General features: G+C 59.9%; 12 protein-coding genes and 2 pseudogenes. All 14 read right to left on the bottom strand.

Translation table 11 applies throughout. The features are described 5' to 3' along the window. Positions 1 to 98: 98 nt before the first annotated feature. A complete protein-coding gene (locus RHM58_RS17330; RefSeq protein WP_201255262.1) occupies positions 99 to 446 on the bottom strand; it encodes an Hpt domain-containing protein in 348 nt (115 codons plus the stop codon). Between the two features lie 30 nt (positions 447 to 476). Beyond that, positions 477 to 2,183, bottom strand: coding sequence for a fused response regulator/phosphatase (locus RHM58_RS17325; protein ID WP_201255261.1), 1,707 nt, complete (start codon positions 2,181 to 2,183; stop codon positions 477 to 479). A gap of 5 nt (positions 2,184 to 2,188) precedes the next feature. Beyond that, positions 2,189 to 2,494 carry an STAS domain-containing protein gene (locus RHM58_RS17320; RefSeq protein ID WP_201195011.1) on the bottom strand — a complete coding sequence of 102 codons (306 nt, stop codon included), beginning with the start codon at positions 2,492 to 2,494 and terminating at the stop codon, positions 2,189 to 2,191. Positions 2,495 to 2,724: 230 nt separating this feature from the next. Further along, positions 2,725 to 3,174, bottom strand: coding sequence for a flagellar export protein FliJ (gene fliJ, locus RHM58_RS17315; RefSeq protein ID WP_201201772.1), 450 nt, complete (start codon positions 3,172 to 3,174; stop codon positions 2,725 to 2,727). Positions 3,175 to 3,180: 6 nt separating this feature from the next. Then, a pseudogene (fliI, locus tag RHM58_RS17310) lies at positions 3,181 to 4,540 on the bottom strand (flagellar protein export ATPase FliI). Then, positions 4,530 to 5,355, bottom strand: a pseudogene (gene fliH, locus RHM58_RS17305) (flagellar assembly protein FliH). Before fliH ends, fliI begins: the two co-directional pseudogenes overlap by 11 nt. A gap of 7 nt (positions 5,356 to 5,362) precedes the next feature. Then, entirely contained in the window at positions 5,363 to 6,382 is a 1,020-nt protein-coding gene (gene fliG, locus RHM58_RS17300; RefSeq protein ID WP_003184041.1) for a flagellar motor switch protein FliG, read from the bottom strand. Beyond that, positions 6,375 to 8,162, bottom strand: a complete 1,788-nt coding sequence (fliF, locus tag RHM58_RS17295; RefSeq protein ID WP_201201770.1) for a flagellar basal-body MS-ring/collar protein FliF — start codon at positions 8,160 to 8,162, stop codon at positions 6,375 to 6,377. Before fliF ends, fliG begins: the two co-directional genes overlap by 8 nt. Positions 8,163 to 8,177: 15 nt before the next feature. Beyond that, positions 8,178 to 8,507 (bottom strand): flagellar hook-basal body complex protein FliE, encoded by a 330-nt coding sequence (gene fliE / locus RHM58_RS17290; RefSeq protein ID WP_201201769.1) that lies wholly within the window; start codon positions 8,505 to 8,507, stop codon positions 8,178 to 8,180. Positions 8,508 to 8,742: 235 nt separating this feature from the next. Beyond that, the gene (locus RHM58_RS17285) at positions 8,743 to 10,122 is read right to left on the bottom strand and encodes a sigma-54-dependent transcriptional regulator (RefSeq protein WP_322267766.1); all 1,380 of its coding nucleotides are present in this window, start codon (positions 10,120 to 10,122) and stop codon (positions 8,743 to 8,745) included. Positions 10,123 to 10,127: 5 nt separating this feature from the next. Next, positions 10,128 to 11,321: a sensor histidine kinase gene (locus RHM58_RS17280; RefSeq protein ID WP_201201767.1), complete on the bottom strand. Its 1,194-nt coding sequence runs from the start codon at positions 11,319 to 11,321 to the stop codon at positions 10,128 to 10,130. 127 nt (positions 11,322 to 11,448) lie between these two features. Continuing rightward, the gene (locus RHM58_RS17275) at positions 11,449 to 12,924 is read right to left on the bottom strand and encodes a sigma-54 dependent transcriptional regulator (RefSeq protein ID WP_322267764.1); all 1,476 of its coding nucleotides are present in this window, start codon (positions 12,922 to 12,924) and stop codon (positions 11,449 to 11,451) included. Between the two features lie 169 nt (positions 12,925 to 13,093). Next, a complete protein-coding gene (locus RHM58_RS17270) occupies positions 13,094 to 13,390 on the bottom strand; it encodes a flagellar protein FliT (protein ID WP_201201764.1) in 297 nt (98 codons plus the stop codon). 10 nt (positions 13,391 to 13,400) lie between these two features. After that, positions 13,401 to 13,796, bottom strand: a complete 396-nt coding sequence (gene fliS, locus RHM58_RS17265; protein ID WP_322267763.1) for a flagellar export chaperone FliS — start codon at positions 13,794 to 13,796, stop codon at positions 13,401 to 13,403. Positions 13,797 to 13,906: the final 110 nt, after the last annotated feature.

Here is a 13,906-nt window from a genome sequence, read left to right as displayed (position 1 = left end):
TCTCCGCTGCACTGGGATCGTAGGTACAGTCAATGGAGATAGCTGCAAGGGTCGAGCCAGTTTTGCTGGATCGACGCTAAAAAACGCCGACCGGTGCGTTATTCCGCCAGGGAACGTTGACGCTCAGCCTCATAAAGCGGGCGGACGATGGCGAACTCGCCGTCAATTTCTCCGACCAGTTTCTCGATGCCCGCCAGGCTCTCCTGCCTGGCCCGCTGCTCCAGCTCATCGCAGAGCTCGGCCAGTCGAATGGCGCCCATGTTGCTGCTACTGCCTTTGAAACTGTGGGCAGCATTCATGAGCTGCGCGGCATCTTCAGCCTTTCGCAGGACGAGCAAACGCTCCTCGGAATCGGCGATGAAGGTATCCAGCAAGGTCGGATACTCATCCTCCATGACTTCCTGCAACGCGCTCAGCACGTCGCGATCCAGATGTGTGTCAGCCACTTGTTCACTCCTTGATCAAGAATTCGCGGATTATGCCAGAGCCTCCCAGTAAAACTCCACGTGCGCACTACGACCATCGTCTGACCAACTCGCCTTGCGGCTCAGTTGACGAACCAGACTGACGCCCCGTCCCGACAGGCGGACGCCATCCAGGGGACGGTCCATCACCTGCGCCACATCGAAACCCTTGCCACTGTCGTCGACTCGAATCGTCAGGCGACCGCCCTCGCCCTCTGGCGTTACGACCAAATGCAAACGCACGTAGCCATCGCGCAATTGATCGAGGCGCGCATTGCGCTCCTGATAATAGCGCGCAAAACCCGAGGCATCGCGCTTGAGACTCGAATCCAGGCCCAGCACGCCGTGCTCCAGAGCATTGGAATACAGCTCGGCCAGAACACTGTACAAGGCGCCACTTTGCGCCCTAAGGCCATGGACCTCCAGCAGCAATTGCAATAGAAACGGCAGCGGATTGAAACGTTTAAGGGTGGCGGCGCGGAACTCGAAGCTCACCGACCAGTCCAGCGGACAGGACTGACCACTGTCGGAATACACCAGTGCCGGCGGACTGATCTGGGCGGCTTCCAGCAGGCTGACCTCGACCATGCTCACATCATCCCGGGCCTCGCCACGGAAGTCGCGCAGGGCCTGTTCGATCTCTTCGAACAACACCTCGGGCTGACGATTGGCCGCAAACACTCGCTCTAATCGCTCGATGCCGAACAACTGCTCGTTGGCGTCACAGGTGTCGATCACCCCATCGGACAGCAGGAATACCCGATCGCCAACTGCCATCGGAAACACTTCTGTGCGGTCATCGAAGGTTTGCGGGCTCAGCACCCCCAGTGGCAGGTGCCGCGCCGTCAGCGCTGTACGTTCGCCGCTGGCGGAGCTGTGCAGGTAACCGTCCGGCATCCCGCCATTCCAGACCTCAACCGAACGTCGCTGGAAACTCAGGCACATCAGGGTCGCGCAACAGAACATGTCCACCGGCAGGATGCGCTTGAGCTTGGCATTCATCTCCCGCAGGGTTTCCGGCAAGCCGAAGCCCTTGGCGGTCATGCCATAAAACACTTCCGCCAGAGGCATGGCGCCAACCGCAGCCGGCAGGCCATGACCGGTGAAATCGCCGAGTAGCACGTGCATGTCGCCAGCCGGGGTAAACGCGGCCAGCAGCAGATCGCCATTGAACAGCGCGTAGGGCGATTGCAGGTAGCGAATATTCGGTGCATTCAGGCAGCCGGAGTGGGCAATTTTGTCGAATACCGCCTTCGCCACCCGCTGCTCATTGAGCAAATAGTCGTGGTGCCGGGCGATTTGGTCACGCTGTTCAAGCACGGTGGCCTGCAAGCGGCGCAAGCGGTCCATCGCCTTGATCTTGGCTCCGAGGATCACTTGGTTGTAGGGCTTCGCCAGAAAGTCGTCACCGCCAGCCTCCAGGCAGCGGGCCAGGGCTTCGCTTTCAGTCAGCGAGGTCAGAAAGATGATCGGCACCAGGGTTTCCCCCGCCAGCGCCTTGATCTGCCGCGCCGCCTCGAAACCGTCCATCACCGGCATCATGGCGTCCATCAATACCAGTTGTGGCTGCTGCTGACGGAACGCTTCGACCGCCTCGGCCCCGTTGGCTGCGGTCAACACTTGATGACCCTGGCGCCGGACGATGCTCGACAGCAGCATGCGATCAGCCGCGCTGTCTTCAGCGATCAGGATCGTCAGGGGCTCGAACAACGACTGCATGGCGATCACGCCACGTCGAAGATTTGTTCGAAGTTGGAAATGGCCAGAATCTTGCGCACATCGGCGTTGGCGTGGGTCAACGTGATCTCGGCGTTTTCGCCACCGGCGTGATCACGCAACAGCAACAACATGCCGAGCGCAGAACTGTCGAGGTAGGTGGCGTCCTTCAGGTTCACTTCAAAGGACTCGGGCTTTGGCTCACGATTTTCGTAGGACTCGCGAAATTCCTGGTGCTTGGCAAAATCGAATCGCCCCTTGATCGAAATCGTCAGCTTTTGCCCATTTTGGGAGACTTCTGTAACGACTGACATTTAACGGCTTCCTTGTCATTGAACAACGTGTGTACAAGGTTTAGCACCTGCCGAGGATAGGGGCAAGGCGGGAAGTATCAGCGGTTCGTCAATCCTCTGTGAATCTGGCGCCCCTTCGCGAGCAAGCTCGCTCCCACAGGTAACCGAGTTGAATCACAATGTTGTGATCGGCACAGATCCCCTGTGGGAGCGAGCTTGCTCGCGATGAACGATAACGCGGTCTATCAGCCTTAATACGGATCCTGACGCGGCAACCGCTGGGACAACTCATCCAGCAACTTCTGCTCGCGCCGGTCTTCGAGCTTGCGCGCCTCTTCCATGTAGCGTTGAACCAGTTTGCGCAGGCCTTCAACCCGGGCGAACGCCTTCTGCCAAGCCTCGCGCGCCTTGTTCAGATTGTTTTGATGCCAGACCAGGCTTTGGCGCTGCTGATCGATGGCCGTGCCCAGTTGCGCCAGAAAGCCCTGATAACCCAGCAACCACTGGCCGGAAACGCCACTGCTGCCGCGGATGATCCATTGTTCCTGGTAATCGAGGCGAAAGGCTTCAAGGTCGGCGAGCTTGCTTTCGGCTAGCCGAACCTGTCCCTGAAAGTGCCCCAAGCGCTGGACAGCGGTTTTCTCAACCTTTTCGGCCATTTCGACCACCGGTGCCAGACGCCCTGCTCGACTCTGGGCCATGGCCGGTTAACCGCCGGCCGCAGGGGCGAAGATCGTGCCGAGGTAGGCTTCGCTTTCACCCAGGCTGATGCTGTCGTTCAGGCCCTGGCGCAGGTATTTGACCAACTGCGGTTGCAGGGAAATCGCCAGGTCGGTTTCCCGATCACCACCAGCTACATAGGCGCCGACGCTGATTAAGTCTCGACTCTGCTGATAACGCGACCACAACTGCTTGAAATACTGGGCGCGCATCATGTGTTCAGGCGTGACCACTGACGGCATGACCCGGCTGATGGACGCTTCGATGTCGATAGCCGGGTAATGACCTTCTTCAGCCAAGCGCCGAGACAGCACGATGTGCCCGTCGAGCACACCTCGCGCGGCGTCGGCGATCGGGTCCTGCTGGTCATCGCCTTCGGACAGAACGGTGTAGAACGCGGTGATCGAACCGCCGCCCTTCTCGGCGTTGCCGGCCCGCTCCACCAGTTTTGGCAATTTGGCGAACACCGACGGCGGATAACCCTTGGTCGCCGGCGGTTCGCCGATGGCCAGGGCGATTTCCCGCTGGGCCTGGGCGAAACGGGTCAGCGAATCCATGAGCAACAGGACATTCTTGCCCTGGTCGCGGAAGGACTCGGCGATGCGGGTCGCGACGAAGGCGGCGCGCAGGCGCATCATGGCGGCGTTCGTCCGCCGGCGAGGCAACGACCACCGAACGCTTGAGGCCTTCTTCACCGAGGATGTGCTCGATGAATTCCTTAACTTCACGACCCCGCTCGCCGATCAGCCCAACGACGATAATGTCGGCCTCGGTGAAGCGGGTCATCATGCCCAGCAGCACAGACTTACCCACGCCGGTACCGGCAAACAGCCCGAGACGCTGACCGCGACCGACCGTCAACAAACCGTTGATGCAGCGAATGCCCACGTCCAGCGGCTGGCTGATCGGGTCACGCTTGAGTGGGTTGATCGTCGGGCCGTCCATCGGCACCCAGTCTTCGGCTTTCATCCCGCCCTTGCCGTCCAGCGCGCGACCGGCGCCATCAAGCACCCGACCGAGCATGCTCATGCCCATCGGCAAACGACCGGTATCGGCCATTGGCACCACGCGCGCACCCGGCGCGATGCCGGCAACGCTGCCAACCGGCATCAGAAAGACTTTGCTGCCGGAGAAGCCCATGACTTCGGCTTCAACCTGCACCGGGTGGTAACTGTCGTCGTTGATGACCATGCAGCGGCTGCCCATGGCGGCGCGCAAGCCTTCAGCTTCGAGGGTCAGGCCGACCATGCGCAGCAGGCGGCCTTCAAGGATTGGCGCGCCGGCCAGTTCCGTGGCCTCGGTGTAACCACCAAGGCGCTTGGCGAAACTGGTGCGATCAAGGCGCATCGGGGATTTCCGGCTCTGGCTCCAGACCTGGCTCGGTCGGCTCGACCGCAGGCTTGGCGGCGTCGACCGGCAGTTCAAGGCTCATGTCTGGCTCGGCCGGGTGCAGCGCTTGTTCATGCAACTGATCGAACAGCTTGTCCATGACCCGGGCGACGCGGGTTTCGACAGTAGCGTCGATCCGGCTGTGCTCGGTTTCAACCCGGCAACCGCCAGGCAACAATGCCTCGTCCTCGACGATGCGCCAGGTTTCTTCATGGCGCTCGCGCAGGGCTTTGACCTGTTCGAAATCCTGCGGATTGATGTACAGCCGCACATTGCCCACGCCCAGCGGCAACAGCTTGAGGGCCTCGCGCATGACGTGTTCGATGTGCGTCGAGTCGATCGCCAGCTCGCGCTGAATCACCTGTTTGGTAATGTGCTGCACGAGGTCAACCAACGACTTTTCGATCTGGGTGTCCTGCTCGGCGATGGGCTCGAACAGATGACTCATCAGCTGCTCAAGGCCAGCAATCTTGGCGGCCAGGGCCACCTCGGCTTCCTGACGGACCCTGAGCGTGGTGCTGTGAAAACCTTCTTTTTCACCCGTGGCGAAGCCTTCGTTGTAGGCCTCCTGACGGATGCTTTCGAGTTCTTCCAAGGTCAGCGGCTGGACTTCGTCCAGGGGCACTTCTTCCATTTCCGGCGGTTCGTGGCTCCGGTTCCGGCTCGGGCTCCGGCACATGCGGATCGAAGCTTGGCAGCGACCAGACGTCGAAACCACGGACCCCTTTGCCACGGATCAGGTCGGTGTTGGACTCATCATGTTTGGACGACATAGTGACCTTAGATCATCTCTTCGCCACCCTTCCCGCCGAGAACGATTTCTCCGGCTTCGGCCATACGGCGGGCAATGGTGAGGATTTCTTTCTGCGCGGTTTCCACGTCGCTGACACGCACCGGGCCTTTGGCCTCGAGGTCGTCGCGCAACAGTTCGGCCGCTCGTTTGGACATGTTCTTGAAGATCTTTTCCTTGACGCCTTCGTCCGAGCCCTTGAGGGCCAGCACCAGTACGTCGGAGGACACTTCGCGCAGCAACGCCTGAATCCCGCGGTCGTCGACATCGGACAGGTTGTTGAACACGAACATGAGGTCTTCGATCTGACCGGACAGGTCTTCGTCGACTTCGCGGATCGAGTCCATCAACTGACCTTCGATCGAGCTGTCGAGGAAGTTCATGATGTCGGCCGCACGCTTGATACCACCCAAAGTGGTGCGCGAGGCGTTCGAGTTGCCGGAGAACTGCTTCTCGAGAATCTGGTTGAGTTCTTTCAGGGCTGCTGGCTGCACGGTGTTCAGCGAGGAAACTCGCAGAATGATGTCCAAGCGTACTTTGTGGTCGAAGTTGCCGAGTACTTCACCGGCCTGGTCCGGGTCGAGGTACGCCACGACGATCGCCTGGATCTGTGGGTGCTCGTAACGGATCACGTCGGCGACGGCGCGCGGTTCCATCCACTTCAGGCTGTCGAGGCCACTGGTGTTGCCACCCAGCAGGATGCGGTCGATCAGGCCGTTGGCCTTGTCTTCGCCCAGGGCTTGGGTGAGCATTTTGCGCACGTAGTCGTCGGAGCCGACGCCCAGGCTGGTCTGGTCGCCGACGATGTCGACGAACTCGCTCATCACCTGCTCGACTTGCTCGCGGTGCACGTTACCCATTTGCGCCATGGCCACACCCACACGCTGGACCTCTTTAGGCCCCATGTGGCGCAGCACTTGGGCGGCGTCGGTCGAACCCAGGGACAGCAGCAGAATCGCGGCTTTATCGACCCGGGACAGTTTGGCGACAGCGGCTCGGTTATCACTCATCTGCGTTAATCCACTCTTTCACGACCTGGGCCACACGACCCGGATCTTCTGCCACCAAACTCTTGATTGCGTTCAGCTGTGCGTCATAGCCTTCGCTCGGGCTCGGCAACAGGATGCTTTGCGGGCCGCCGAGGCTGACGCGGTCGTTGGACAGTTCGCCGTCCAGGCCGCCCATGCCACCCAACTCTACGTCGCTACCCAGACCGGCCAGTTGCTTGCCTTTGCCGCCACCGGTGATGTTGTTGAGCACCGGACGCAGCACACCGAACACCAGCACCAGGATGAACAACACACCCAGCACTTGCTTGACGACGTCCCAGAACCAGGGCTGGGAGTAGAACGGAATATCGGCAATCACTTCACCGCGCTCAGCGGAGAACGGCATGTTGATCACGCTGACACTGTCACCACGGCTGGCGTCGAAACCGACGGCGTCCTGCACCAGGCGAGTGAAGCGCGCCAATTCATCGGCGCTCCATGGCGCGCGGGTGGTTTCACCGTTGGCCGCGTTGATCTTGATCTGGTCATCCACCACCACCGACACCGACAGGCGATTCAAACGGCCCTGTTGCTGTTTGGTGTGGCTGATGGAGCGATCAAGCTCGAAGTTTTTGGTGGATTGTTGACGCTTGTCCGCCGGGTAAGGTGCAAGCATCGGCTGGCCGGTGGTCGGGTCCATGATTTGCTGACCATTGGCATCCAGCAACGGCTGGCCTGGCTGCACCATGGCCGCCGCCGCGGGAGCGCCACCGGTTTTTTGCGGCGCCGAGGCTGGCGACGGCGGCTGGTTGCTCAGGGCACCCGGCACGCCTTGCGGGCCATTGCTGGCGGTGCGTTGTTCAGAAGTCGACTGCTCGCTGCGCAACGCCGGTTGGTCCGGGTTGAACTGCTCGGAGGTCGATTCAACGGCGCTGAAATCCACGTCGGCCGAGACTTCGGCTTTATAGCGGTCATTGCCCAGCACCGGTTGCAGGATGTTGTGCACGCGCTGGGTCAGCATGCTTTCCATGCGGCGGCTGTAATCGAATTGCTTGCCGGCCATGGTCAGTTCGGAGTTCTCCGCCTGATCGGACAGCAGGTTGCCCTTCTGGTCGACGACGGTGATCTGCGACTTGCTCAGTTCAGGAACGGCAGTGGCGACAAGGTTAATGATCGCCAACACCTGGCCTGGCTCCAGGGAGCGGCCGGAATACAGTTCAACCAGAATCGACGCACTTGGCTTGCGCTCATCGCGCACGAAGACCGAGCTTTTCGGAATCGCCAAGTGCACGCGGGCACCCTTGACGTTGTTCAGGCTGGAGATAGTGCGAGCCAATTCACCTTCGAGGCCGCGACGATAACGGGTCGCTTCCATGAACTGGCTGGTCCCCAAGCCCTGGTCCTTGTCGAGGATTTCAAAACCGATGTTGCCGTCGCTGGGAGTGACACCAGCCGCCGCGAGCTTGAGCCGCGCACGGGACACATCATCGGCCTTGACCAGCAAGGCACCGGAGTTAGGTTCAACGGTATAAGGAATGTCAGCGGCGGCCAGGGTTTCCATAACCTGTTTGGCGTCCATACCGGCAAGACTGCCGTACAAAGGCCGGTAGTCCGGCTGCTGCGACCACAACACCACGGCAAAGCCAATCGCCACGCTCGCAGCCAGGCCGACCAACAGGCCCACCTGACGCAACATGGTCATCTCGGAGAGGTTTTCCAGGAAGGACAACCCGAACAGCGGCGGTTTACCGTCTATCGGAGTGGCCTTGGCCGGAACATTATCGGCGACTGCTTCTGCCATGACTCAATCTCGTCCTTAAACCGGCATCTGCATGATGTCTTGGTAGGCCTGAACCAGCTTGTTACGCACTTGGGTCAACGCTTGAAAAGACACGCTGGCCTTCTGCGAGGAAATCATTACATCCGTCAGATCAACGCCGCTTTTGCCAATTTCAAAGGCACTGGACAGCTGATTTGACGCCTGCTGGGTGTCGTTCACTTTATTGACGGCCTGACCGAGCATGTCGGCAAAGCTGCTGCCACCCAATTCAGGGACTGCGGCAGTCGATTTTGACGCAGACATGGCATCCATTTGCATGGAGCGCATGTCCAACATCAATCGATTAAATTCAATACCTTGGCTCATGGTCTACTCTCTCTGGCGACCCGCAATTTTTTGACACTCACTCGGCGGGTAGTGAGGTGTTAGCAACAAGGGTGCCAGCTCCGTGGCCTTAGTTCACAAAAGCCATGGCTGGCCACAAATCCATTGTGGGAGCGGGCTTGCTCGCGAAGGCGGAGCGACAGATACATAAATGTCGACTGATACACCGCTTTCGCGAGCAAGCCCGCTCCCTCATTTGGATCGGGTGCGTCAACTTTCAGGTGGCAAACAAATAAGCTTCCACGTCCATTCCGGCGTCGCGCATTTGCGCCAGTTTGTAGCGCAACGTGCGCGGGCTGATGCCCAGGCGCTCGGCGGCCTCTTTGCGGCGGCCACGCTCGGAACGCAAGGTGTCGATGATCATCTGGAACTCATGACGGCGCAGGTCGTCGCCCAAGGCGTTAGCCGATTCGGTCTCGACCTCCACGGCACGCACCGGCATCAACGCGGGCAGCGGCGCACAAGCGACCGGCCCTGACAGGCAGAAATCCTGCGGCTGAATCAACCCGCCCTGCTGCAAAATCAGCGCGCGCTGGATGGCATTATCCAGCTCGCGAACATTGCCCGGCCACGGATAACCGATCAGACACGCCTGAGCCTCGGGCGACAATCTGGCCGCCGCATGCTTCATTTTATTGACGTGTTTGGCCAACAAGCGCTCGGCCAGCGGCAGGATGTCGGCGGTGCGCTCGCGCAACGGACGCCAGGCCAGCGGAAAAACCGACAGCCGATAATAAAGATCCTCACGAAAACGCCCCGCCGCCACTTCACCGGCCAGATCACGGTTAGTGGTCGCCACGACACGAATGTCCAGGTTGATCGGCTTGCGCGCGCCGACCCGTTCGACTTCGCGCTCTTGCAATACACGCAGCAACTTGGCCTGCAGGCCCATGGGCATTTCAGAAATTTCGTCGAGCAGGATGGTCCCGCCGTCAGCTTGTTCGAACTTACCGGCCTGAGCTGCGATGGCGCCAGTGAACGAGCCTTTCTCGTGGCCGAACAGCGTGGCCTCGAGCATGTTGTCGGGGATCGCCGCGCAGTTGATGGCAATGAACGGCTGGCTGGCACGATGGGAATGCTGGTGAATGTAACGCGCCAGCACTTCCTTGCCGGTGCCGGACTCGCCGGAGATCAATACCGTGGAATCACTGCGCGCCACTCGCGCGGCCAGCTCCAGCAGTTGCGCACTGGCCGGCTCGAACGCGATCGGCCCTTCGCCGTCAGTGGCACCGAGACTGCCCAGCGCGTGGCGCGCCACCAGATCGAGCAAAGCCTTGGGCTCGAACGGCTTGACCAGATAATCCGCCGCGCCCTGACGCATGGCATCGACCGCCCGCTCCACTGCGCCGTGCGCCGTCATCAATAGCACCGGCAATTGTGGCTGGCGAGCGCGCAGCAAGCCGAGCAATTGGTGGCCGTCCATGCCCGGCATATTGACGTCGCTGACGACAAGATTGAACGCCTCGCCACCGACCGCCGCCAGCGCTTCTTCCGCGGAACCGACAGCCTTGAAATCGTGCCCCGCGAGCAACAGCGTATCGGCCAGCGCTTCGCGCAGCGCACGGTCATCCTCGACCAGTAAAACCTTGATTGCCATGTCCTTCACTCCGCATCCGATGCGCTGGAAAACAACGGCAGGGTCACCAGCGCACACGTGCCGCGACCGAGCCGCGAGCGCAAGTGCAATTCTCCCTGATGAGCACGGGCCACTGCCTTGACCACGGTCAGACCCAGGCCAGTGCCGGTGGTTTTGGTGGTGAAAAAAGGTTCGCCCAGACGCGCCAGCACCGCCTCATCGATCCCGCTGCCGCTGTCGCTGATGCACAGGCGCAGGTTGTTGCCACGGGTATACAGGTGGACCTTGAGGCGCACAGCACCGTTACTGGCCTGGATCGCATTCTCGATCAAATTCAGAATCGCACCGACCAAGGTGTCGCGATTGCACAGCAACTCCCCGGCATGGCTGTCGCACTGCCAGCGGATTGGCAGCTCCTGAACATGAGTCAGGGCTGCGGCTTGCAGCGATTGCATCAGCTCCTTTGGCGTCACGCGATTGGTCAGCGGCAACTCGCCACGAGCAAACACCAGCATGTCGCGCACCTGATGCTCCAACTCGTGCAGGCGCTCTTTCAAGCGACCGGCGAATCGTTGCTGGGTGGCGACCGGCAATTCCTGCTCAGTCAAATGACTGGCGTAGAGCAAAGCGGCCGAGAGCGGTGTACGAATCTGATGGGCCAGCGAGGCAACCATTCGTCCCAGGGAAGACAAGCGTTCATGGCGAGCCAGTTGACCTTGCAGGTGACGGGTTTCAGTCAGGTCGTTGAGCAACACCAACTGACCGGGCTCGGCATCCAGCGAGCGAGTGGCGATCGACAGGCGCCGGCCGTCCTTCAGGGAGATTTCATGACCGTCGTCTTCACGGGGCGCAAAGCAACGAGCAATGACGTGACGCCACAGCTCACCTTCGAGCGGCAGGCCGAGCAACTCGCAGGCCGCCGGATTGGCTTCGCGCACCATGCCCTGGGCATCAATGACGATGACGCCACCGGGTAACAGGTCGAGGAGGTTTTGCAGGCGGTTGGCCAGGCGTTCTTTTTCCGCCAGTTCCTGCATGCGTTGAGCGCTGACCACCGCCAACTCGCCCTTGAGCTCGGTGACCCGGGCTTCGAGCATGCTGTAGGAGTCAGTCAATTGGCTCGACATCTGGTTGAACAGGGCGAACGCCTGCTCAAGGCCAAGCCGGCTTGCCTGCTCTACGGACGACGGTTGCCCCGAAGCGTCAGGGACAGGAGACATCTGGGCGGCTTGGGGCATCGTGCTCTCTCGCTTGGCTGACCGTCAGTGAAACGGAACGTTGCAAGAGATGTAGCAATACCCGTGCCTAAAAAAACCGCCTACAAATGAAGGACTTGAAAAACAGGCGTCAATCATCCGCCTGTTCATCACCCTCACGACGACTCATACCGTACTTGCGCATCTTCTCCACCAGGGTGGTACGACGAATGCGCAGACGTTCGGCGGCACGCGCCACGATGCCATTGGCATCATCCAGCGCCTGCTGAATCAGCCCTTGCTCGAGACCACCAAGGTAGTCCTTCAGGTCCAGGCCTTCCGGTGGCAGCAGCGCATTGGCGCTGAAGTCCGGGGTATGACCGTTGATGGCCACCCGCTCTTCAAGATCGCTGCGCAGGCTGTCGACCAGTTGTTCGTCTTCGTCATCGACATAGCGGAATTTCTTCGGCAACTCGACCACACCGATCACCCCGTACGGATGCATGATCGCCATGCGCTCCACCAGGTTGGCCAGCTCACGAACGTTGCCCGGCCAGCCGTGACGGCACAGGGACATGATCGCCGCCGAATTGAATCGGATCGAACCGCGCTTCTCGTGCTCCATGCGCGAGATCAACTCGTTCATCAACAACGGAATGTCTTCAACGCGCTCGCGCAGTGGCGCCATCTCGATCGGGAACACGTTCAGGCGATAGTACAAGTCTTCGCGGAAGGTGCCGATCTCGATCATGCTTTCGAGATTCTTGTGGGTCGCTGCGATGATCCGCACATCGACGCTCTGGGTCTTGTTGCTGCCCACGCGCTCGAAGGTGCGCTCCTGCAGGACGCGCAGCAGCTTGACCTGCATCGGCAACGGCATGTCGCCGATTTCGTCGAGGAACAGCGTGCCGCCGTTGGCCAGTTCGAAACGCCCGGCGCGACTGGTGATCGCCCCGGTGAACGCGCCCTTCTCATGGCCGAACAGTTCGCTTTCCAGCAACTCGGCCGGGATCGCCCCGCAGTTGACTGGAACGAACGGCGCATCACGACGCTTGGAATGGTAGTGCAGGTTGCGCGCGACCACTTCCTTGCCGGTGCCGGACTCGCCGAGGATCAGCACGCTGGCATCGGTGTCGGCCACTTGCTGCATCATCTGACGGACGTGTTGAATCGCCCGGCTGGTGCCGACAAGGCTGCGAAACAGATTGGGTTCACGATGACGACCGCGCTCGCGGGCCTGGTCATACATCTCGCGATAGACCTGGGCACGGTGCAGGGAGTCGAGCAACTTGCTGTAGCTGGGCGGCATTTCGAGGGTCGAAAGCACCCGGCGACGCTGGTCATCCGGCAGGTCAACGGAAGAATTATCGCCCATTAACAAAACCGGAAGGAACTCATCCCAGGTCGAGAGTGTCTTTAACAAGCCCAGAAGTGCACCAGGAGCACTAACCGTCCCGATCAGCACACAAATGACTTCACGACTTGATGACAACGAGCCGACCGCCTGCTGCCAGTCATGGCTACCGCAGGGTAAATTTTCTTCACCGAGAAAATTTAAAATCACCGCTAAATCGCGGCGACGGACGCTATCGTCATCAATCAGCAGAATTTTGGTTTCACGCCACATGCAATAGCAACTTCCCTAGTCAACTCAATGCCCGAAATGAAGGGGCAAGCTAGACGCTTGCAGGCACGTTATGCCTGTAGACGCCTGAAATCTGGAACCAGCCACTAGTTAAGTCAAAAAACCGTGCACAGTCAAATTTATGGCGCACTATGTTTGGATTAACCGGGGATTAACCAAACAGATGGTAAACCTTTGCGGCACTTCGTGCTTGCTGGATCTGAGACATCTCGTCGACTATCGCCTGCCTCTCCCCCATCGCCACCTCAAGCAGCTGCTTGTAAACATGCAGCAGCTCCTCAAGATTATCGCGCAACGCCACCTCGTCCAGCGAAGCCTCACTCAAGACGTCTTCCATGCAGGAACGGCAATCCAGATCCAATTGACCGATCACCTCCCAGTTGCGCTCGGCCAGGGCACCGACCAGCGCTTCACGGGTTTGTTCGATTCGCTGCAATACAAGACTCATGGTGATCTCCTTAAAACTGCGGACCTGGCGCGGCGATGGCATCCCAGCCTTCTTTTACCGTGCGCAGCAAACCAGCGACTTCATCGAGAATCCGCGGGTCGCTCTTGATGTTCGCCTCGGCGAGGCGCTTCATCATGTACGAGTACAGACGGTCGAGTTCGCCAACGGTTTCGGCGGACTTTTCCAGATCCAGACCTTCACGCAAGCCACCGACGATGCCGATAGCCTTGCTGATCGACGCTCCCTTGCCGGGAATGTCCTTGCGCTCCATGGCGCCTTTGGCCTGGGCGATGCGATCCAGGCCGCCTTCCATCAGCATCTGCACCAGACGATGCGGGCTGGCTTCGGATGTCTGGGCTTGCGCCCCCACCTTCTGATATTGCCGAAGGGCTAACATTGGATTCATGTTTTACCTCATTACCACAATGACTCGTATGACCAGTGTATCGCCCGCGAGCCCGAAAACTTTAGATCAGAAGACAAAAACCCGGCGCACGCCGAAAAGCGTAGCCGGGT

This window comes from Pseudomonas sp. 10S4 (assembly GCF_034344865.1).
Lineage (GTDB): Bacteria > Pseudomonadota > Gammaproteobacteria > Pseudomonadales > Pseudomonadaceae > Aquipseudomonas.
This window is presented reverse-complemented; position numbering and strand designations above follow the sequence as displayed.